The 20,973-nt window shown below is 68.8% G+C and carries 21 protein-coding genes; 2 read left to right on the forward strand and 19 right to left on the reverse strand.

The window, feature by feature from the left end; all coding sequences use genetic code 11:
• Window positions 1–31 precede the first annotated feature (31 nt).
• The 12 genes from QIS99_RS11760 to QIS99_RS11815 all read right to left on the reverse strand — a co-directional run bounded on the left by QIS99_RS11760 (window position 32) and on the right by QIS99_RS11815 (window position 12,243).
• Window positions 32–2,845 carry a DEAD/DEAH box helicase gene (locus tag QIS99_RS11760; protein ID WP_282513149.1) on the reverse strand — a complete coding sequence of 938 codons (2,814 nt, stop codon included), beginning with the start codon at window positions 2,843–2,845 and terminating at the stop codon, window positions 32–34.
• 80 nt (window positions 2,846–2,925) lie between these two features.
• Window positions 2,926–3,816 (reverse strand): diacylglycerol kinase, encoded by an 891-nt coding sequence (locus tag QIS99_RS11765; RefSeq protein WP_282513150.1) that lies wholly within the window; start codon window positions 3,814–3,816, stop codon window positions 2,926–2,928.
• Between the two features lie 40 nt (window positions 3,817–3,856).
• Window positions 3,857–4,753: a twin-arginine translocase subunit TatC gene (gene tatC, locus QIS99_RS11770; protein ID WP_282513151.1), complete on the reverse strand. Its 897-nt coding sequence runs from the start codon at window positions 4,751–4,753 to the stop codon at window positions 3,857–3,859.
• Between the two features lie 92 nt (window positions 4,754–4,845).
• Window positions 4,846–5,130, reverse strand: coding sequence for a Sec-independent protein translocase subunit TatA (tatA, locus tag QIS99_RS11775; protein ID WP_282513152.1), 285 nt, complete (start codon window positions 5,128–5,130; stop codon window positions 4,846–4,848).
• Window positions 5,131–5,337: 207 nt separating this feature from the next.
• Window positions 5,338–5,535, reverse strand: coding sequence for a hypothetical protein (locus QIS99_RS11780; RefSeq protein WP_282513153.1), 198 nt, complete (start codon window positions 5,533–5,535; stop codon window positions 5,338–5,340).
• Window positions 5,536–5,545: 10 nt separating this feature from the next.
• Window positions 5,546–5,782, reverse strand: a complete 237-nt coding sequence (locus tag QIS99_RS11785; protein WP_282513189.1) for a hypothetical protein — start codon at window positions 5,780–5,782, stop codon at window positions 5,546–5,548.
• 125 nt (window positions 5,783–5,907) lie between these two features.
• The gene (locus tag QIS99_RS11790; protein WP_282513154.1) at window positions 5,908–6,888 is read right to left on the reverse strand and encodes a helix-turn-helix transcriptional regulator; all 981 of its coding nucleotides are present in this window, start codon (window positions 6,886–6,888) and stop codon (window positions 5,908–5,910) included.
• Between the two features lie 17 nt (window positions 6,889–6,905).
• A complete protein-coding gene (locus QIS99_RS11795; protein ID WP_282513155.1) occupies window positions 6,906–7,859 on the reverse strand; it encodes a helix-turn-helix transcriptional regulator in 954 nt (317 codons plus the stop codon).
• Window positions 7,860–7,989: 130 nt separating this feature from the next.
• Window positions 7,990–8,367, reverse strand: a complete 378-nt coding sequence (locus tag QIS99_RS11800; protein ID WP_282513156.1) for an FKBP-type peptidyl-prolyl cis-trans isomerase — start codon at window positions 8,365–8,367, stop codon at window positions 7,990–7,992.
• Window positions 8,368–8,449: 82 nt separating this feature from the next.
• Entirely contained in the window at window positions 8,450–9,436 is a 987-nt protein-coding gene (locus QIS99_RS11805; RefSeq protein ID WP_282513157.1) for an FKBP-type peptidyl-prolyl cis-trans isomerase, read from the reverse strand.
• A gap of 176 nt (window positions 9,437–9,612) precedes the next feature.
• Window positions 9,613–10,974, reverse strand: coding sequence for a Pup--protein ligase (pafA, locus tag QIS99_RS11810; protein ID WP_282513158.1), 1,362 nt, complete (start codon window positions 10,972–10,974; stop codon window positions 9,613–9,615).
• A 9-nt stretch (window positions 10,975–10,983) separates the two neighbouring features.
• Window positions 10,984–12,243: an MFS transporter gene (locus QIS99_RS11815; RefSeq protein ID WP_282513159.1), complete on the reverse strand. Its 1,260-nt coding sequence runs from the start codon at window positions 12,241–12,243 to the stop codon at window positions 10,984–10,986.
• A gap of 120 nt (window positions 12,244–12,363) precedes the next feature.
• On the opposite strand from QIS99_RS11815, the gene QIS99_RS11820 reads away from it, so the two are divergent.
• Entirely contained in the window at window positions 12,364–13,365 is a 1,002-nt protein-coding gene (locus tag QIS99_RS11820) for a LacI family DNA-binding transcriptional regulator (protein WP_408909529.1), read from the forward strand.
• Window positions 13,366–13,483: 118 nt separating this feature from the next.
• On the opposite strand, the gene prcA is transcribed toward QIS99_RS11820, so the two are convergent.
• The 6 genes from prcA to arc all read right to left on the reverse strand — a co-directional run bounded on the left by prcA (window position 13,484) and on the right by arc (window position 19,597).
• Window positions 13,484–14,239 carry a proteasome subunit alpha gene (gene prcA, locus QIS99_RS11825; protein WP_282513161.1) on the reverse strand — a complete coding sequence of 252 codons (756 nt, stop codon included), beginning with the start codon at window positions 14,237–14,239 and terminating at the stop codon, window positions 13,484–13,486.
• Between the two features lie 79 nt (window positions 14,240–14,318).
• Complete coding sequence (prcB, locus tag QIS99_RS11830; RefSeq protein WP_282513162.1) at window positions 14,319–15,164, reverse strand: proteasome subunit beta; 846 nt, start codon at window positions 15,162–15,164, stop codon at window positions 14,319–14,321.
• Entirely contained in the window at window positions 15,116–15,721 is a 606-nt protein-coding gene (locus QIS99_RS11835; protein WP_282513163.1) for an endonuclease VII domain-containing protein, read from the reverse strand. Before QIS99_RS11835 ends, prcB begins: the two co-directional genes overlap by 49 nt.
• 5 nt (window positions 15,722–15,726) lie before the next feature.
• Window positions 15,727–15,945 (reverse strand): ubiquitin-like protein Pup, encoded by a 219-nt coding sequence (locus tag QIS99_RS11840; RefSeq protein WP_282513164.1) that lies wholly within the window; start codon window positions 15,943–15,945, stop codon window positions 15,727–15,729.
• A gap of 138 nt (window positions 15,946–16,083) precedes the next feature.
• The gene (gene dop, locus QIS99_RS11845; protein ID WP_349017293.1) at window positions 16,084–17,595 is read right to left on the reverse strand and encodes a depupylase/deamidase Dop; all 1,512 of its coding nucleotides are present in this window, start codon (window positions 17,593–17,595) and stop codon (window positions 16,084–16,086) included.
• A gap of 235 nt (window positions 17,596–17,830) precedes the next feature.
• Window positions 17,831–19,597, reverse strand: a complete 1,767-nt coding sequence (arc, locus tag QIS99_RS11850; RefSeq protein WP_282513165.1) for a proteasome ATPase — start codon at window positions 19,595–19,597, stop codon at window positions 17,831–17,833.
• 230 nt (window positions 19,598–19,827) lie between these two features.
• On the opposite strand from arc, the gene QIS99_RS11855 reads away from it, so the two are divergent.
• Entirely contained in the window at window positions 19,828–20,139 is a 312-nt protein-coding gene (locus tag QIS99_RS11855) for a ferredoxin (protein WP_282513166.1), read from the forward strand.
• Between the two features lie 61 nt (window positions 20,140–20,200).
• Here the strand turns inward: QIS99_RS11855 and QIS99_RS11860 are convergent, their stop codons facing one another.
• Window positions 20,201–20,773, reverse strand: coding sequence for a hypothetical protein (locus QIS99_RS11860; RefSeq protein WP_282513167.1), 573 nt, complete (start codon window positions 20,771–20,773; stop codon window positions 20,201–20,203).
• Window positions 20,774–20,973: the final 200 nt, after the last annotated feature.

Consider the following 20,973-nt stretch of genomic DNA (forward strand, 5'->3'; position numbering starts at 1 on the left):
GCGAGCCGCCCCCACCGACCGGTGAACCGGCTCACCCCACCGACGAGTACGCCACAACCCCGCGAAGCAGCGCGTCCACCGCCTTGCGGGCGCATCTGCCGACCGTGCTGCCGTCCTTGGGCGCGGCCGCCGCGATCTGCCCGAGTACGTCGATGACCTGCTTGCACCAGCGCACGAAGTCGCCCGCGGGCATCTCGGCCTCGCGCAGCACCTCGTCCAGGCTCTTGTCGGACGCCCACATGTACGCCGCCCAGGCGAAGCCGAGGTCGGGCTCGCGCTGGCCGACGCCCTCGGCCTGGCTGATCCGGAACTCCTCCTCCAGGGCGTCGAGCCGCCCCCAGATCCGCACCATCTCGCCGAGCGCCGCCTTCGCGGGCCCGGCGGGCAGCTTCGGCGCCAGCGCGTCGTCGGCGGCCCGCGCCTCGTACACCAACGCCGAGACGCACGCGGCGAGTTCGGCCGGGTTCAGGCCCTCCCAGACGCCCGCGCGCAGGCATTCGGAGGCGAGCAGGTCCAGCTCGCCGTAGAGGCGGCCCAGGCGGCGGCCGTCGTCGGTGACCTCGTCCCCGCGCAGGTAGTCCAGCTCGGTGAGGAGGGCGACGATGCGGTCGAAGGTGCGCGCGATGGTGTTGGTGCGCCCCTCGATGCGGCGCTCCAGCTGTCTGGTGTCGCGCTTGAGCCGGTGGTACCGCTCGGCCCAGCGGGCGTGGTCCTCCCGTTCGTCGCAGCCGTGGCAGGGGTGGGCGCGCAGCGCGGCCCGCAGGCGGGCGATCTCGCGGTCGTCGGCGGCGGCAGAGCGGCCCTTGCGGTGCTTCTCGGGCCGGATGTGCCCGGCCTTGGTACGCAGCGCGGAGGCCAGGTCCCGACGGGACTGCGGCGAGCGGGGGTTGAAGGACTTGGGGATGCGCATCCGGTCCAGGGCCTCGACCGGAACCGGGAAGTCCATCGACGCGAGCCGCTTGACCTGCCGCTCGGCGGTGAGGACAAGGGGGCGCGGCCCGTCGTGGCTCTCGAAGCCGCGGTGGCCGTTGGACCGCCCGGCCGCGAGCCCGGGGTCGAGCACGAGGGCGAGGCCCGCGAACTTGCCGGTGGGAACGTGGATCACATCGCCCGGCTTCAGCTTCTCCAGGGCGACGGCCGCCGCCACCCTGCGCTGCGCGGCGCCCTGTTTGGCCAGCTCGGTCTCGCGGTCCTTGAGGTCGCGGCGCAGCCGCGCGTACTCCTCGAAGTCGCCCAAGTGGCAGGTCATGGAGGCCTTGTAGCCCTCAAGTCCCTCTTCGTTGCGCTGCACCTGGCGGGAGATGCCGACGACCGAGCGGTCCGCCTGGAACTGCGCGAAGGACGTTTCGAGCAGTTCGCGCGAGCGGTGCCGGCCGAACTGGTGGACCAGGTTCACGGCCATGTTGTACGACGGCTTGAAGCTGGAGCGCAGCGGGTACGTGCGCGTGCCGGCGAGGCCCGCGAGGTGTTCGGGGTTCATGCCGCGCTGCCAGAGCACGACGGCGTGGCCCTCGATGTCGATGCCGCGGCGGCCTGCCCGGCCCGTCAACTGCGTGTACTCACCGGGGGTGATGTCGGCGTGCTGCTCGCCGTTCCACTTGACCAGCTTCTCCAACACCACGGACCGCGCGGGCATGTTGATGCCGAGGGCGAGGGTCTCGGTGGCGAACACGGCCTTCACCAGGCCGCGGACGAACAGTTCCTCGACGACCTCCTTGAACGTCGGCAGCATGCCCGCGTGGTGGGCGGCGATGCCCCGCTCCAGGGCCTCCAGCCACTCGAAGTAGCCGAGGACGTGCAGGTCTTCGTCGGGAATGGAGGCCGTGCGCTCCTCGACGATCTCGCGGACCCTCTGCCGGCCCTCCTCGTCGTTCAGCCTGAGGCCCGCGTACAGGCACTGCTGTACGGCGGCCTCGCAGGCGGCGCGGCTGAAGATGAACGTGATGGCCGGGAGCAGGCCCTCGGAGTCCAGACGGTCGATGACTTCGGGGCGGCCCGGTGTCCAGATCCGGGACCTGGAGCGCCGCTCCCGCTCCCGGTCGGCCTCCCGGATCCGCTTGCCCTTGCGGCGGTCCCTGCCGTACGAGGGCCGGGAGTCCTCCAGGCGCGCCATCCGGGTCAGGTCCGGGTTGACGGCGCGCTTGCGGGACTCCTGCGACTCCTCGAAGAGGTCGTACATCCGCCGCCCGGCGAGGACGTGCTGGAAGAGCGGGACGGGCCGGTGCTCGGAGACGATCACCTCGGTGTCGCCGCGGACGGTGTCCAGCCAGTCGCCGAACTCCTCGGCGTTGGAGACCGTGGCCGAGAGGGAGACCAGCGTCACCGACTCGGGGAGGTGGATGATCACTTCCTCCCATACGGCGCCACGGAAGCGGTCGGACAGATAGTGCACCTCGTCCATCACCACGTACCCGAGGCCGCGCAGCGCCTGCGAGCCCGCGTACAGCATGTTCCGCAGCACCTCGGTGGTCATGACCACGATCGGGGCGTCGGCGTTGACGCTGTTGTCGCCGGTGAGCAGGCCGACCTTGTCCTGGCCGTAACGGCGGGCCAGGTCGGCGTACTTCTGGTTGGAGAGGGCCTTGATGGGCGTGGTGTAGAAGCACTTCTTGCCCTGTCTCAGGGCGAGGTGGACGGCGAACTCGCCGACGATGGTCTTGCCCGAGCCCGTGGGCGCGGCGACGAGCACGCCCTTGCCCGCTTCGAGTGCCTGGCAGGCCTCGATCTGGAAGGGGTCGAGCCCGAAGTCGTACATCTCGCGGAAGGATGCGAGTGCGGTGGCCTGCTCGACAGCCCGCTTGCGTGCTGCCGCGTACCGCTCGGCCGGTGAGAGGTCCTCTGTCATCTTGTCTTCGAGCCTACCCGCCACCACTGACAGCGTCGCGATCTTTGTTCGGCCCGAGGACGCGGACGCGGACGCGGGCCTCAGGGCGCGAGGACGCGCACCGCTCCCGGCACGCACCGAGCGGTCAGCGGCAGCGGGCCGAACGGCTCCCCGTCGGCGTACCCGGTGACGTCCGGCGCCTCGATGCTGATCCTCGCGGCCCGGTGCACGGTGACTTTCGGGTGGTCGAGGTGGGTGCCCTGGTACACGCGCGGGAACACCTTCAGCAGCGTGGTGCGCGAGCAGTCCCCGACGACGGTGACGTCGAACAGCCCGTCGTCGAGCACGGCCCCGGCGCAGATCCGCATGCCACCGCCGTACGAGCTGCCGTTGCCGACGGCGACGAGGGTGGCGTCGACCTCCAGGACAGGCCCGTCGTCGAGCCGGATGCGGTACGGGACGGGCTTGAACGCGGCGAGTTCGGCGATCATCGCGAGGTCGTACTTGAGGCGCCCGGAGGGCCAGGGCATCCGGTTGCCGCGGTCGTTGACACGGGAGTCGAAGCCGGAGGCGAGGACGGTGCCGAACCAGCGTTCGCCGACCCGGCCGAGGTCGATCTGCCGGATGCGGGGGCTCTTCAGGGCCTCGGCGGCGACGGTGCCGGCGGCCTCGGGGTCGCGTACGGGCAGGCCGAGGGCGCGGGCGAGGTCGTTGCCGGTGCCGACGGCGATCACGCCGAGCGGGGTGCGGGTGCCGGCGACGGCCTGCAGGGCGAGGCCCGCCATGCCGTCGCCACCGACGGCGATGAGCGCGCCGGTCCCGGCGCCGACGGCCTCGCGGGCGCGCTGCAGGGCGTCGTCGGGGCCGTTGCCGACGAGGGTGCGTACGGAGAAACCGGCGGCCCGCAGCGCGGAGGCGGCCGGCTGCGCGGCGTGCGCGCCCCGGCCGCCTCCTGCGGTGGGATTGACGAAGAGCGTGATCTCGCTGGTCACTACGGGCCCCTCCGAATGTGTGGGGCAGGACCATACAAGATCAGGTGATGTCGTCGTAACCGTGCGTCCTGCGGTCGTTGCTGTCGCCGCTCGCCTGCTCGGGCAGCTGCCGCGCCACCGGCACGGACTCGACCCCCTCGATGCTCTCGGGCGTCAGATCGAGCTCGGCGGCCTCGTCGTCGGAGAGGGCGGCGTCGGGGTTGTTGCGGGCGCGGCGCTTGTCGTTGAGGAGGGAGATGCCGACGGCCGCGAAGAACAGCACGATGATGGGCCCGGAGAGGGCGATCATGCCGACCGGGTCGGTGGTCGGGGTCGCGACGGCACCGAAGACGAAGACGCCCATGACGACGCCGCGCCACCATCCGGCCATGCGGCGCCCGGTGACGATGCCGGTCAGGTTCATCATGATCAGCAGCAGCGGCAGCTCGAAGGCGAGACCGAACACGAGGACCATGCGGACGGTGAAGTCCAGGACGTCGTCGAGGGCGAGGATGTTCGCGGAGCCCTCGGGGGTGATGCCGAGCAGCACCTTCATGCTCACCGGCAGGACGATGTACGCGAGGTAGGCGCCGGCTGCGAAGAGCGGTACGGCGGCGGCCACGAAGGTGTACGTGTACTTCTTCTCGCTCTTGTGCAGCCCGGGCGCGACGAACGCCCACAGCTGGTACAGCCAGACCGGGCTCGCCACGATCACACCGGCCATGAGGCTGACCTTCACCGTGGTGGTGAAGGGCGAGAGCAGCGTGTTGAAGGAGACCACCGCGCAGTTGCCGCCGGTGGACTCGCCCAGGCCTCCCTTGCAGCTGGGCACCGGCTCGGTGAGGAACCCCATGAGTTCCCCGCTGTAGAACGCGGCCACGACCGTGACCACGACGATGGCGAGCAGCCCCTTGGTGAGCCGGTTGCGGAGCTCACGCAGATGCTCCGCGAGGGGCATACGCCCCTCGGGGTCCTTCTCCTGTTGGCGGGCAGACTTGAGCAACCCACGTCCTCATCTCGTGCGGCAGGCCCGCTCCGGCCTGCTCCGGATCAGCGCTGCGTCGTACGGTCGGACGGCTCGTTCACCGGGCGCGCGCTGTTCACGTCGCCGGGAGCGGCCTGGATCGTACGGGGAGCGGACTGGTCCGTGCCCGGGTTGGGCGGGTCTGCTGGGGCGCTCTGCTTCTCGTCGCTCTTCATCGCCTTGGCCTCGCTCTTGAGGATGCGGGCCGACTTGCCGAGGGAACGCGCCATGTCGGGCAGCTTCTTCGCACCGAAAAGGAGGACGATGACGAGGATGATCAGAATGATCTCGGTGGGGCCGAGCCTACCCATAGCGTTTACCTTCTTCACCGAGGCGACAGGATCAGGTGCTCGGTGGGCCGGACAGGCATCCGACCACCGCGCTTCACTGCGATCGTAACCCCCTGGAGTAAACGCAGGGCAATCCCCTTGCGTACTCCTGGTTGTCGCCTCCGCCCCGCCGTCGGGCGCTCGTTCGGGCCGCGTACGCGCCGTGAACAGGCCTTCCGGAGGCGGGCTCTAGACCGTGTCCCGCCCAGCCCGCGCCACGTCGGCGGCGGCCCGCTCCAGGTCCTCCGCAGCGCGGTTGATCTTCCCCGCGGTGTCCGCGACTTGCGCTCCGAGTCGCCTGACCTCGACGAAGACGCGTACGGCGAGCACTCCGAGGACGGCGAGCCCGCAGAACCCCAGGGCGATCGCGATCATGGGCCAGAACATGCGCGCCACCCTAGACCGTGGAGTGCAGCCGCAGGGTCCGCACCCCACCGCGCGTGAGGAGTTCGACGATCCGCTCCCCGGCGGGCTTGCGGACGGCGGCGTCGCACTCGGGGCAGGTGAAGCAGTAGAAGGTCGTACGGCGGCTGGCGCCGATGGCCAGCCGGATCGCGCCGGCGGCGAGCTGGAAGCGGGCCCGGCAGTCGGGGCAGGCGGCCTTGAACCGGGTGGGGCCGGCCTGCCGCGGAATCCCCGGCGCACCGGCGAGGCCGGGACCGGCGGGCCCGCCGCCACCGTGGGCGAGGTGGTCCGCACTCACCGCAGCGGATCCGGATCCGGCCGCTCCACCGGGCGCGCTGCGCATGTCCGGCACCCTCAGGCCCCCTGCCCGCCGGAGGCCTCGTACGCGGCAAGCGCCTCCACCGCCGCGCTCCGCGCGCTGCGCGCCAGGTCCTCGGGGGCGGTGATCCGGCCGTCCGGGCCGAGCCGCAGGGCCAGCCTGCGCAGCGACGCCGGGTCGGGGGTGCGCAGGGTGATCCGCAGGCCGCCGTCGGGCAGCTCCTCGGCGCTGTCGTGTGGGTAGTACTCGGCGACCCAGCGCCCGCCGGGCCCGACCTCGACGACCACTTCGGGGTCGTCGGCCGAGGGCTGCACCAGCGCCTCGGACAGGTCGCGCAGCTCCAGCTCGGGCGGCGCGGCCGGCTCGTCCAGGATGCGGATCTCCGCGACCCGGTCGAGGCGGAAGGTGCGCCGCGCCTCGGAGCGGTAGCACCACGCCTCCATGTACGTGTGGCCGAGCGCGAACAGGCGGATCGGGTCGACCTCCCGCTCGGTCAGCTCGTCGCGCGCGGGCGAGTAGTAGCGCACCCACAGGCGGCGCCGTTCGGAGATCGCCCGGTCCACCTCGGCGAAGACGCCGCCCTCGGACTCGAAGGTGACCGAGAGCCGGTCGCTCGCCCCGGCCGTCTCGCCCGCGGCGGCCTCCAGCTTGGCGGTGGCGCGGAGCAGCGCCTCCCGGTCGCCCTCGCGCAGCCCCGGCAGCGTGGCCACGGCACGCGCGGCGACGAGCAGCGCGGTCGCCTCGTCCGCGGCGAGCCTGAGCGGAGCCGCCGCCTCCGCGGACAGGGCGGCCGGGTTGTGCCACCAGATCCGCTCGCCGTCGGTGTCGATGTCGAGCAGGTCCCCGCCGCGGAAGCTGGTCCCGCACAGCGGCAGCACATCCAGGTCGGAGATCAGCTCGTCCTCGCTGATCCCGAACGCCCGCGCCACATCGGCGATCCGGGCGCCGGGGCGCTCGCGCAGATACGTGACGAGGGACAGCATCCTGCGGGTCTGGTCGATCGCGTTCGCGGCCATGTCTGTCCGTCTCCCCCTCAGCCCTTGGCCACGGCACGCAGCCGGTCCACGACGTCCGCCCGCAGCTCGGCGGGTTCGAGCACCACCACGTCCGGCCCGAACTCCACGAGCCAGGCGTCCATGCCGTGCCCGTACGGAATCTCCAACTCGTCCCAGCCGTCGCCGAGTTCGCGTACGGCCGTGGCCTTGGCGCGCAGCGGATAGCCCGCCCCGGCACGCAGCTTGAGCTTCGCCGAGCGGTCGGCGATCTCTCCGGCCCAGCTCGCCACGGTCTCCCGTACGGTCACGACATCGGGGACCTCGGCGGTGAACTTCCCGGCCCGCGAACGGACCTTGCCGGTGATCCGGGAGAGCCGGAAGAGGCGTTCGGCGCCCCGGTCGCGGTCCCAGCCGGCCAGGTACCAGTGGCCGCGCCAGCACTCCAGGGCCCACGGCTCCACATGCCGGGCCTCGGGGCGCGCGGCGTTCGCCTTGCGGTAGTCGAAGACGACGGGACGCCGGTCGCGGCAAGCCAGCATCAGCGGTTCGAACGCCGCCTCGTGCACGGGGATCCGTGGTTCGAGGGCGCTGTGCGGCTCGTACGGATCGACCTCCTCCGGCAGTCCGGCGGCGCGCAGCTTCTGCAGGGCACCGCTCGCGGCACCGGCGAGGCGGGCCTGCTGCCACACCTTCGCGGCGAGACCGAGCGCGGCGGCCTCCTCGGCGTCGAGGGTGACGGCCGGGAGGCGGTTGCTGTCGCGGCGGGCGAGATAGCCGACGTCCCCGTCGAGGTTCTCCACCGTCTCGATGACCAGGCCGAGTTCCCGCAGGTCGTCCTTGTCCCGCTCGAACATCCGGTTGAAGGAGTCGTCGGAACCCGCTTCGAGGTACGCCTCGATGGAGCCGCGCAACTCACGCTTGCTCAGCGGCCGCCGGGTCCCCAGGAGGCACAGCGCGAGATTCATCAGCCGCTCTGCCTTGGCAATCGCCATCGACGCCCTCTCCCACCTGCCACGCACGCTGTTCTACGACGGTCGACCGTACCGCTCCGGGGTGTCGTGGCAAAAGCCGAGGGCCCCACGCCAACAGGCAGGGGCCCTCGGTGACCGGCTCCGGGTCGGATCAGACCGCGACCAGGTCGCAGACGAAGATCAGCGTCTCGCCGGGGGCGATCCGGCCGCCGCCCGCGCCCTGGTCCCCGTACGCCAGGTGCGGCGGGATGACCAGCTGGCGGCGGCCGCCGACCTTCATGCCCTGCACACCCTTGTCCCAGCCGGCGATGACCTGGCCGGCACCGAGCTGGAAGGCGAGCGGGGTGCCGCGGTTCCAGCTCGCGTCGAACTCCTCACCGCTGGAGAAGGAAACGCCGACGTAGTGGACCTGGACGGTGTCACCCGCCTTGGCCTCCGGCCCTTCGCCCTCCCAGATGTCCTTGATCTCCAGGTCCGCCGGGGGCTCGCCACCGGGGAAGTCGACCTCGGGCTTGTCCGTGTTCTTCACGTGAATTGCTCCTGCTGTTGCGAATGTGCAGCGGGGACAGTCTTACATCTTGACGGGACCGGCCGGACTCACATCTTCGCGCTCACATCTTCGCGATGATGTCGACCGTGAAGACCAGCGTCGAGTTCGCGGGAATGCCCTGCTGCTCCTTGTCCCCGTACCCCAGGTCCGGCGGGACCACGATCAGCACCCGGCTGCCCACCTTCTTGCCGGTCAGCCCCTGCGACCAGCCCTTGACGACCTGCGCCAGCTGGAACTGCGCGAGCTGCGAGCGCTTGTACGTGGAGTCGAACTCCTTGCCGCCGTCCCACAGCACGCCCTTGTACTGCACGAGCACGGTGTCCGAGGCCTTCAGCTTCGCGCCGTCGCCCTCGATCACGTAGTTCGAGACGAGCTTCTTCGGGGCGTCCTTCTCCGGCACGTCGATGGACGGCGCCTTGCCGTCGGTGTTGGTGCCGGCCTTCGGCAGGTCGCTGTCGTCCTGCGCGACCTCCTTGCCCTTCGCGGAGCTCTTCGCGCCGAACGTGCCCACGATGTCGACCACGAACACCAGGGTGTCGGTGCCCTTGATCCCGGCCTGCTCGTTGCCCTGCTCGCCGTACCCGAGCTCCGGCGGAATGCCCAGCTGGACGCGGCTGCCCACCTTCTTGCCGACCAGACCCTGGTCCCAGCCGGGGATGACCTGGCCGACCCCGATCGGGAAGATCGTCGGCGTACCGCGGTCGTAGGAGTTGTCGAAGACCTTCGCCGAGGTCCAGATCTGCCCCAGATAGTCGGCCTGCAGATAGTCGCCCTTGGCGACCTTGGCGTCCTTGCCCTCGATCAGCACCTTCACCGCCAGATCCTTCGACGGCTCGCCCGAACCCTTCGCGACCGTCGGCTTCGTCCCGAACTTGTCGCCCTTGGTGATCTCGGGCAGCGGCCCGTCCACGATCTTCGCGGAGGCGTCCGCCGAGTTGGAAGAGCCGTCCGTGGCCTTGGACTTGGGCTTGTCGGCCTTGTCGTCGCCACAGCCGGCGAGCGTCAACAGTCCGGCGGGAACAGCGAGAAGCAGCGAGCGTCGGCGCACGGTGGGCCTCATCATCAATAGATCTGGTGTGGGGTGCGCGCAACTCTACGACGTGAGCGGAGCGCCGTACGAGAAACGTACGGCGCCCCGCGTTGCGTTCCCGGCCTGACCAGCACCGGAACACCGGTCATTCAACACATACCGGAGATCACAGACTTCCGGCCGCAAACCGCCGATCACATACCGGCGATCAGCTTCTCCACCCGGTCGTCCACCGAACGGAACGGGTCCTTGCACAACACCGTGCGCTGCGCCTGGTCGTTGAGCTTCAGATGCACCCAGTCCACCGTGAAGTCCCGCCGCTGCTCCTGCGCCCGGCGAATGAAATCACCGCGCAGCCGCGCCCTGGTGGTCTGCGGGGGCACCGACTTGCCCTCGAAGATCTTCAAGTCGTTGCAGATACGCTCCGCTTGCCCCTTCTTCTCCAGCAGGTAGTACAGCCCACGACGCCGGTGGATGTCGTGGTACGCGAGGTCTATCTGCGCGACCCGGGGGTGCGACATGGTCATGTTGTGCTTGGTGCGGTACCGCTCGATGAGCTTGTACTTCATGACCCAGTCGATCTCGGTGTCGATCTTGTCCAGGTCCTCCTGCTCGATCGCGTCGAGCGTACGGCCCCACAGCTCCAGGACCCGCTCCACGGTGCCCGTACGAATACCGCGGCGCTCGCAGAAGTCCACGGCCTTCTCGTAGTACTCGCGCTGCACTTCAAGGGCCGAGGCCTCCCGGCCGCTGGCCAGGCGCACCTTGCGCCGCCCCGTGGTGTCGTGGCTGACCTCGCGGATCGCCCGGATCGGGTTCTCCAGGGTCAGGTCCCGCATCACCGTGCCCGCCTCGATCATGCGGAGCACCAGGTCGGTCGCGCCGACCTTCAACAGCATCGTCGTCTCCGACATGTTGGAGTCGCCGACGATGACATGCAGGCGCCGATAGCGCTCGGCGTCCGCGTGCGGCTCGTCCCGGGTGTTGATGATCGGGCGGGAACGCGTCGTCGCGGAACTGACGCCCTCCCAGATGTGCTCGGCACGCTGACTCACGCAGTACACCGCACCGCGCGGCGTCTGCAGCACTTTGCCCGCCCCGCACAGCAACTGCCGCGTGACGAGGAACGGAATGAGAATGTCGGCAAGCCGGGAGAACTCCCCGTGCCTGGCCACCAGATAGTTCTCGTGGCAGCCGTAGGAGTTGCCCGCGGAATCGGTGTTGTTCTTGAACAGATAGACGTCGCCCGCGATTCCCTCCTCGTGCAGACGACGCTCGGCGTCGACGAGCAGACCCTCCAGAATGCGCTCGCCCGCCTTGTCGTGGGTGACCAGCTCGGTCACGTTGTCACATTCCGGCGTTGCATATTCCGGATGCGAACCCACGTCGAGATACAGGCGGGCACCGTTCCGCAGGAAGACATTGCTGCTGCGGCCCCATGACACGACTCGGCGGAAGAGGTAGCGCGCCACTTCGTCAGGCGACAGACGGCGCTGTCCCCTGAACGTGCACGTGACGCCGTACTCGTTCTCCAGCCCGAAAATGCGGCGGTCCATGACTGAACATTACGCCTGATGCCCCGCACTGAAACCGGGTTCGACAGCACCGTTTCGATCACTTTCCGCCGAGCCCGCCACCTGCCCGCCGCCCACGGGAGCCGACAGCACCCGAACCGTGCCGAGGAGCACGAGCAGCGCGGCCACCCCGCCGGCACCCGCGACCGCGAACCCCCAGGCCGTGCCACCGCCCTCGATCGCCGGTCCCGCAGCGCCCGTTCCCACCGCGGCACCCACACCGAACGTCGTCACCAGCCACGAGAACGCCTCCGTGACCGTGCCCCGCGGAGCGTGCCGGTCCACCACGATGAACGCACACGCCAACGACGGCGCCAGGAACACCCCGGCGACCGCGGCCAGTACACACATCGGAAGCACACCCGGAGTCAGCGTCAACGGCAGATAGCCCAACGCCAACAGGCCAACAAGCACCCGCAGCCGACGCTCCGGCACCCCCGCCCACTGCCGCGCCCCGTACACCACACCGCCCAGCAGCGCACCCAGACCGAGCGCCGCCATCAGCCAGCCGTACACCGCCTCCCGGCCCTGGTCGTCCGCGTACGCCACACCCGCCACCGTGATCGAGCCCAGCGCAAGCCCCACGAAGAAGAACGAACCGAGCAGCGCCAGCAGCCCCGGCGACCGCAACGCCCCCAGCCAGTGCGCCTCCCGCGGCGCCGAACGCCACGTCCGCGACGGCTCCGACACCACCACCGACAGCGCCCCGAGCACCCCGATCGCATTGATGACGAGCAACGCCGCCCCGGGCGACCACAGCGCCACGCACAACGTCACCAGCAACGGCCCCACCGTGAACATGACTTCCTGCGCCACCGCGTCCAACGCGTACGCCGCATGCACCTTGTCCGCCCGCCCGAGCACACTCGGCCACAACGCCCGCAGACCGCCCTCAAGCGGCGGCGTGAACAGACCGGCCACCCCCACCGCCGCATACGCGAGCGGCAGCGAACCGATCCCCACGAACGCGAACGCCGCCATACCGAGCGCCGACAGCACCGCCGCGGGCAGCATCACCCGCGGCTGGCCCCGCAGGTCGACCGCACGGCCGAGCAGCGGCTGCCCGACGGCCGTGGCGAGCCCGTACACCGCGGCCAGCGCCCCCGCGAGCGTGTAACTGCCGCCCTCCGCGCGCGTGAACAGGACGATCGCGATGTGCCCCGTGGCGTTCGGCAGCCGGCCCACGAGCGTGCCGCCGAGCAGCCGCGCCGCATGCCGGGTCCGCAACAGCTCCACGTATCCCGCGGCCATGTCCTGCCCCCCTGGAAGTTTTACGTATAACGTCGCCTCATACGTACCATGATCCCGGACCCCCGGTCCACCCGCGCAAACCGCCCGCCCCGCACACACACCACCAGAACGGAGCCCGACGTGGCACGCCCCACCAGCAAGGACGTCGCCAGAGCCGCCGGAGTCTCCCAGGCCGCCGTCTCCCTCGTCCTCGGCGACAAATGGCGCGGCCGCGTCTCCGGGACCACCGCCGACCGCGTCCGCGAAGCCGCCCGCCACCTCGGCTACCGCCCCAACCTCGCCGCCCGCAACCTCCGCCTCGGCCGCACCCGCACCGCCCTCCTCGTCGTCCCCGCCCTCACCAACGACTTCTTCGCCCGCGTCTACACCGGCGCCGCCCGCAAAGCCGCCGAGCACGACTTCGGCGTCGTCCTCTACCCCTCCCCCGAAGGCCTCGGCCCCGCCAAGGACCCCTTCGCCTCCGCCCGCGCCGCCCTCGACGGCGTCATCGCCTCCTCCATGGCCGCACGGACCCTCACCGCCCTCCACGGCGCCGATCTCCCCCTCGTCATGCTCGACAGCGACCCCACCGACCCCACCGCCGGCGCCCACGTCAACCTGGACGTCGCCGACGGCATGCGCCAGATCACCGAACACCTCCTCGCCCTCGGTCACCGCCACTTCCTCCACCTCGCCGCCGACATCGACTCCTGGACCTTCGCCGCCCGCGCCCGAGCCATCCAGGACACCCTCCACGCCGCACCCGACACCACCCTCCGCACCGCCCCCGCCCCCCTCTCCACCACCTACTCCCGCGCCGCCGCCACCCAGGCCCTCACCGCCCCCGGCTCCCGCCCCACCGCCGTCATCTGCGACGGCGACACCATCGCCGCCGGCGCCTGCAAAGCCGCCCGCCGCCTCGGCCTCCGCGTCCCCGAAGACCTCTCCGTCACCGGCTTCGACGACCTCGCCCTCGCCACCGCCGTCGACCCCGAACTCACCACCGTCCACCTCCCCGCCGAACGCGTCGGCGAACGCGGCATGGAAGCCCTCACCACCCTCCTCGACGGCCACACCCCCACCGGCACCGCCCTCCCCACCCAACTCGTCATCCGCGACTCCACCGCCCCACCCCCTTCCTGACCACCCCCCTCCTGCCCCCCTCCTGACCGCCCCGCCTCCTGACCACCCCCGGACACACCTGTGCCCCCGCACCGCACAAGCGGCACGAGGGCACAGACCCACAACCAGAGGCGAGCGACTACTCCTCGCCCTCCTCCTCATCCGAAGGCGCATCCGTCGGCGCGGACGCGGCACCATCCGCCTCCAGCAGACGCGCCAACTGCCGCCCCACGATCCGCTTGAACTTCCGCTGCTGCGGCCGCGTACGGTCAAGGACCGCCACCTCAAGACGCCCGGCAGGAATCTCCCGCTCCCCGCCGTTCGGCTCCCGCGACAACGCCTGCACAGCCAGCTTCAACGCAGCGGCGAGACTCATCCCGTCCTCATGCCGCTGATCCAGATAACTACTGATCTGCTCGGCATTACCACCCACCGCGACCGAACCGTGCTCATCCACGATCGACCCGTCATGCGGCAACCGATAGATCTGGTCACCCTCAGGCGTCTCACCGACCTCGGCCACCACCAACTCCACCTCGTACGGCTTCTCCGCCGCACTGGAGAAAATCGTGCCGAGCGTCTGCGCATAGACGTTCGCCAGACCGCGAGCGGTCACATCGTCCCGGTCGTACGTATACCCCCGCAGATCGGCATAACGGACACCACCGATCCGCAGATTCTCGTACTCGTTGTACTTCCCGGCCGCGGCAAAACCGATCCGGTCATAGATCTCGCTGAACTTGTGCAGCGCACGGGACGGGTTCTCGCCGACGAACACGATGCCATCGGCGTACTGCAGCACAACCAGACTCCGACCACGGGCGATGCCCTTACGGGCATACTCCGCCTTGTCGGCCATGGCCTGCTGGGGTGAGACATAGAACGGCGTAGACACCGGCTATCCGTCCCTTTCTGTCAGTGGCTGGGCGATCAATTCCGGAAACCGACTCGGCGAACCGAGTCAGCGAGCCGATTCAGAGAAGCGCGGCACGCGGGCCGTCAGGCTGCTCCAGCCGCCGCTCCAGAACCGAACGGGCAATCTCCGAAGCCTCGTCATCGCTCAGCCGACGGAAACCCTCATCAGTGATGACCGTGACGATCGGATAGATCCTGCGAGCCACATCCGGCCCACCCGTCGCCGAATCGTCGTCCGCCGCGTCGTACAACGCCTGCACGACCAGCGTCGTCGCCTGCTCCTCGGACAGATCGTCCCTGAACAACTTCTTCATCGACCCACGGGCGAAGATCGACCCCGAACCCGTGGCCGCATAACCCTGCTCCTCGGAACGGCCGCCCGTCACGTCGTACGAGAAGATGCGGCCCTTCTCCCGGTCCAGGTCGTACCCCACGAACAGCGGGACCACGGCCAGGCCCTGCATCGCCATGCCCAGGTTGGAACGGATCATCGTCGAAAGCCGGTTGGCCTTGCCCTCCAGCGAGAGCGTCGCCCCCTCGACCTTCTCGAAGTGCTCCAACTCCAGCTGGAACAGCTTCACCATCTCCACGGCGAGCCCCGCCGTGCCGGCGATACCCACCGCCGAGTGCTCATCCGCAGGGAACACCTTCTCGATGTCCCGCTGCGCGATCATGTTCCCCATCGTCGCCCGCCGGTCACCGGCGAGCACGACACCGCCAGGGAAGGTCGCGGCGACGATCGTGGTGCCGTGCGGCGCCTCGATCACGCCCTGCACGGGCGGGAGTTGACGGTTGCCCGGCAGCAACTCCGGCTGGTGCTCGGAGAGAAAGTCCACGAAGGACGAGGACCCAGGCGTCAGGAAGGCAGCTGGTAGACGCCCGGTGCTACGAGGATTGGCTTCCACGAGATTCCTTCCAGATAAGCGGCGGCCCGCCTCATGGCGTCCGGTCGATCCTTGTACTGGCCCAGTCCTGCGTTGCAGCTGAAGCACAGCACGCCACGGACCCTACCCGTCTCGTGACAGTGATCAACATGTTCTGCAGGAGCCGTGAGACAGATGCAACAGACGCCCCTCTGCTGGGCTTTGAGGTCGTCCAACTCATCAGGAGTCAGGCCGTACTTGCGCTTGAAGTACGCGATCCGGTTCCGCTCCGCACGGCATTCACGGCAGTAGCTGGCCCAGCCGTCGGAGGAGGTCTTGTTGCGCTCCCACTGCGCATGCGGCTTCACTTCGCCGCACTGCGGGCACCGCTTGTGACCTCGCGGCACCGGGATCTTGACTCTGACGACCTTGCCCTCGGCCTCGCGGCGGCGCCGGTAGTGCGCGGCGCTGTACTTCGCCACGCACTCCCGGCAGTGCGCCTGCAGCCCGTCCCGGCGGTTCTTGTCCCTGGCGAACGACGCGACCTGAAGCACCCGCTCACACTTTGGGCACCGCTTCCGATCGAGTGAGTCCGACATGTCCGTTACTGTCCGCCCTTTTGCACAAATGACCTGACGAAATCCTCTGCGTTCTCCTCGAGTACGTCGTCGATCTCATCCAGCACCGAGTCGACGTCATCGCTCAGCTTCTCCTGGCGCTCCTTGAGATCCTCCGAGGCCTCGGCGTCCTGCGCCTGCTCCTCGACCTCCTCGGTGGAACGCGTCGCCTTCTGCTGTCCGCCGCCAGTGTCCTTGGTCGCCATCTGACTCACCCCGCTCGGTGTCGACGTTCGACGTTCTTGATCAGACCCTACGTTCTGGGTCCGACATTGGCCCCGCAGTTCGTTCAACGCACGGGGCCCACCCCAGTGATTCCCAGCTCCCGGGCTTTCAGCCCCCGGTCAGCTGCCGGAAAGTACGCGTACGAGCTCTTCGGCCGTCCTGCACCGGTCGAGCAGCTCCTTGACGTGATTTCGCGTTCCGCGAAGCGGTTCGAGGGTTGGGACGCGCTGGAGCGAGTCCCGGCCCGGGAGGTCGAAGATGACCGAGTCCCAGGAGGCCGCTGCGACGTCGTCCGCGTACTGCTCAAGGCAGCGGCCTCGGAAGTAGGCGCGGGTGTCCTCGGGAGGCTTGGTCTCGGCTCGCTCGACGGTCGGTTCGTCGAGGAGGCGTTTCATCTTGCCGCGGGCCGCGAGGCGGTTGTAGAGGCCCTTGTCGGGGCGTACGTCCGCGTACTGGAGGTCGACGAGGTGGAGGCGTGCGGCGTCCCAGTCGAGGTTGTCGCGGCGGCGGTAGCCCTCCATGAGTTCGCGTTTGGCGATCCAGTCGAGTTCGCCGGAGAGGCTCATGGGGTCGGTCTCCAGGCGGGTGAGGACGTCTTCCCAGCGGGTGAGGACGTCCTTGGTCTGGTCGTCCGCGTCGGCGCCGTAGCGTTCTTCGACGTATTTGCGGGCGAGCTCGAAGTACTCCATCTGGAGTTGTACGGCGGTGAGGGTGCGGCCGCTGCGGAGGGTGACGAGGTGTTGCAGGGAGGGGTCGTGGGAGACCTGGTGGAGGGTGCGTACGGGCTGGTCGACGGCGAGGTCCACGGCGATGAAGTTGTCCTCGATCATGGAGAGGACGAGGGCTGTGGTGCCGAGTTTCAGATAGGTCGAGATCTCGGAGAGGTTGGCGTCGCCGATGATGACGTGCAGGCGGCGGTATTTCTCGGCGTCGGAGTGGGGCTCGTCTCGGGTGTTGATGATGGGGCGCTTGAGGGTGGTTTCGAGGCCGACCTCGACTTCGAAGTAGTCGGCGCGCTGGCTGATCTGGAAGCCGTGTTCGTGGCCGTCCTGGCCGATGCCGACGCGGCCGGCGCCGGTGATGACCTGGCGGGAGACGAAGAAGGGGGTGAGGTGGCGCACGATGTCGGAGAAGGGGGTTTCCCGCTTCATGAGGTAGTTCTCGTGCGTGCCGTAGGAGGCGCCTTTGTTGTCGGTGTTGTTCTTGTAGAGGTGGATGGGCTGGGCGCCGGGGAGCTGGGCGGCTCGTTCGGCGGCCTCGGCCATGATGCGTTCGCCGGCTTTGTCCCAGAGGACGGCGTCGCGGGGGTTGGTGACTTCGGGGGCGCTGTATTCGGGGTGTGCGTGGTCGACGTAGAGGCGTGCGCCGTTGGTGAGGATGACGTTGGCGAGGCCGATGTCTTCGTCGGTGAGCTGGCTGGAGTCGGCGGCTTCGCGGGCGAGGTCGAATCCTCGGGCGTCGCGTAGGGGGTTTTCTTCTTCGAAGTCCCAGCGGGCGCGTCGCGCCCGGTGCATCGCCGCCGCGTAGGCGTTGACGATCTGGGACGAGGTGAGCATGGCATTGGCGTTGGGGTGGCCGGGGACGGAGATTCCGTACTCCGTCTCGATGCCCATTACTCGCCGTACGGTCATGCGGCCCTCCTTGCCCGGCGGCGTTCCCCTGTGGGAGCGGCGCTCAAGTACCGCTGGTTCTCCTGTGCGTGTGCGGTGCCCGTCCCCGCACTGCGCTTGTCGGCGGTATGGAAGAGCCTAGAACGCCTTTGCGCTGGTGGGGAGATCAATTCGGTCATTGCTGTGGCTGGGGTGGTGTCCTGGAAAGCAGTCGGCTGCGGGGGCCCGTGTCGGGCACCCGCAGCCGCCCTGGTTTTTACAGGTACTGACCGGTGTTTGCCACGGTGTCGATGGAGCGTCCGGTGTCGGCGCCCTGCTTTCCGGTGACGAGGGTGCGGATGTAGACGATCCGTTCGCCCTTCTTGCCGGAGATGCGGGCCCAGTCGTCGGGGTTGGTGGTGTTGGGAAGGTCCTCGTTCTCCTTGAACTCGTCGACGCATGCCTGGAGCAGGTGTGCGACGCGGAGGCCCTTCTGGTTCTGTTCGAGGAAGGCCTTGATGGCCATTTTCTTGGCGCGGCCGACGATGTTTTCGATCATGGCGCCGGAGTTGAAGTCCTTGAAGTAGAGGACTTCCTTGTCGCCGTTGGCATATGTGACTTCGAGGAAGCGGTTTTCCTCGGATTCGGCGTACATCTGCTCGACGACGGACTGGATCATGGCGGCTGCGGTGGCGTCGCGGTCGCCGGTGTGTTCGGCGAGGTCGTCGGCGTGCAGGGGCAGCGTGGACTTCATGTACTTGGCGAAGATGTCCTTGGCTGCCTCGGCGTCCGGGCGCTCGATCTTGATCTTCACGTCGAGGCGGCCGGGGCGGAGGATGGCGGGGTCGATCATGTCCTCGCGGTTGGAGGCGCCGATGACCACGACGTTCTGCAGGCCTTCGACTCCGTCGATCTCGGCGAGCAGCTGGGGGACGATGGTGTTTTCCACGTCGGAGCTGACGCCGGATCCGCGGGTGCGGAAGAGGGATTCCATCTCGTCGAAGAAGACGATGACGGGGGTTCCTTCGCTGGCCTTTTCGCGGGCACGTTGGAAGACGAGGCGGATCTGTCGCTCGGTCTCGCCGACGTACTTGTTGAGGAGTTCGGGTCCCTTGATGTTGAGGAAGAAGCTCTTGCCGGCGGCCAGTCCGGTGACTTCTGCGACCTTCTTGGCAAGGGAGTTGGCGACCGCTTTGGCGATGAGGGTCTTGCCGCAGCCGGGGGGGCCGTAGAGCAATACGCCCTTGGGCGGGCGGAGTTCGTGCTCCTTGAACAGGTCGGGGTAGAGGTAGGGGAGTTCGACTGCGTCCCGGATCAGTTCGATCTGGTTTCCCAGGCCGCCGATCTGTTCGTAGCCGATGTCCGGGACCTCTTCGAGCACCAGTTCTTCGACCTCGCTCTTGGGTACGACTTCGTAGACGTAGCCGGAGCGGGGTTCGAGCAGGAGGGCGTCGCCGGGGCGGATGGTGATGTCGAGGAGTGGTTCGGCGAGCCGGACTACGCGTTCTTCGTCGGTGTGTCCGACGACGAGGGCGCGTTCGCCGTCCTCAAGGATTTCCTTGAGGGTGACGATGTCGCCGGCGCGCTCGAATTCCATGGCTTCGACCACGTTGAGTGCTTCGTTGAGCATCAGCTCCTGGCCGCGTCGGAGCTCGTCGAGTTCGACGCTGGGGCTGACGTTGACGCGGAGCTTTCGGCCGCCGGTGAAGATGTCGCAGGTGCCGTCCTCGTTGGCCTGCAGGAAGACACCGAAGCCGGCCGGGGGCTGTGCGAGGCGGTCGACTTCTTCCTTGAGGGCCACGATCTGGTCTCGGGCCTCACGGAGCGTGTTTGCGAGCCGTTCGTTCTGGGCGGAGACTCCGGCCAGGTTCGTCTGCAGCTCGACGATCCGCTCTTCGAGAATTCTCGTGTGCCGCGGAGAGTCGGCGAGCTTGCGTCGCAGGACGGCGATCTCCTGCTCAAGGTAGGCAATCTGACCGGCGGGGTCGTCGGACCCTCGACCCGGGCGGATGCCGCGGTTCATGTCGTCGTCGTGGGCTGCCACGGTCCTCACCTCCTCCAAGGGGAGCTGGACGCTTCCTGACCCTACCTGGGCCGGTAGGGATTGAAACCCCTAGATCACAAAGAGGTCTGGGGTGTGTCCGATCTTCACCCTTGCGTACTCCCTCACGCCAGGTGAATACCCAGGGAACAACATCAAAAAGCGGGCGGTTGTAGGGTCGGGAGGTCCAACACCCGTCCGTACGGGGCCGACTTGTGAGTGAAGCGGGAGAGATGAGCGTGCAGCAGGAGGCCCGGGGAGCGGCGGTCGAGGAGGAGCTGGAGGTCTGGATCGATCAGGACCTGTGCACCGGTGACGGCATCTGTGCGCAGTATGCGCCGGAGGTCTTCGAGCTGGACATCGACGGTCTGGCGTATGTGAAGAGCGCCGGTGACGAGTTGCTGCAGGAGCCGGGGGCCACGACGCGGGTGCCGTTGCCGTTGTTGCGGGATGTCGCGGACTCGGCGAAGGAGTGTCCGGGCGACTGTATTCATGTGCGGCGCGTGACGGACCGTGTCGAGGTGTACGGACCGGACGCGGAGTAGCGGTCCGTACACCTCGGGTGGCGACAGGGTCGCCGGGTGGCCGCTGTGGGGCGTTGCGGGGTCAGACGCTTTTGGCTGCTGGCCCGTCGGGTTGTTCGCTGCGTACGAACGTTCCGTTCTGCCATTGCCACTTGGCCTTGTCCTGGGTGTCCGGGCAGCAGCTGGGGACGTCGGGGGTGGAGTAGCCGAGGAGGGTGGCGGTGACGGCTGCGTCACGGATGGCGAAGTCGGTGACGCTGAGGCGGTCCTTGGGGTCGACGAGGGTGGCGACGACGCGGGGTTTGCCTTCGGTGGGGTTGGCGATGACGTAGACGCCGCTGGGTGGGGTGCCGGTGCCGGAGGCGCAGCGGACTACGGCGACGGTTTCGGGGTTCTGGTCTCCGTCGAGGTCGCCGGTGGCTTGTTTCTGTACTTGGGGTGCGGTGACGCCGCACTGCAGGGGGTATTCGACGTTCTTGGGGTCGGGGGCGGCGGTTCTGGTGGCGGCCGGGGGGCCGGCTTGGGCCGCGGTGGCGTGGTCGGGCTGGAGGAACGAGGAGCCCGCGACGACTGCGGCCAGTGCCGTGGCGGTGGCGAGCCAGTGCACGGGGTGGGGGGTTGTGTGTGCCAGTTCCGGGACGGCGGGGTGCTGCACTAGGAGTGTCTCCTGTGGGCTGTGCCGGTGGGAGGGGTGCCCAGCATGGTGCCATACGTCACAGTGGGGTGGAACGGCGGGGTCCGATGTCTTGCTGTCGGGTATAAGCGGTCAACGGCGAAGCGCCGCCGTCGAGTTCCGTAACCGGTACGGGAACTCGGCGGCGGCGCTTGCCAGTTGAGTGGTGAAGGTGCGTGGTG

It is taken from the genome of Streptomyces solicavernae (assembly GCF_029968095.1).
Lineage (GTDB): Bacteria > Actinomycetota > Actinomycetes > Streptomycetales > Streptomycetaceae > Streptomyces > Streptomyces solicavernae.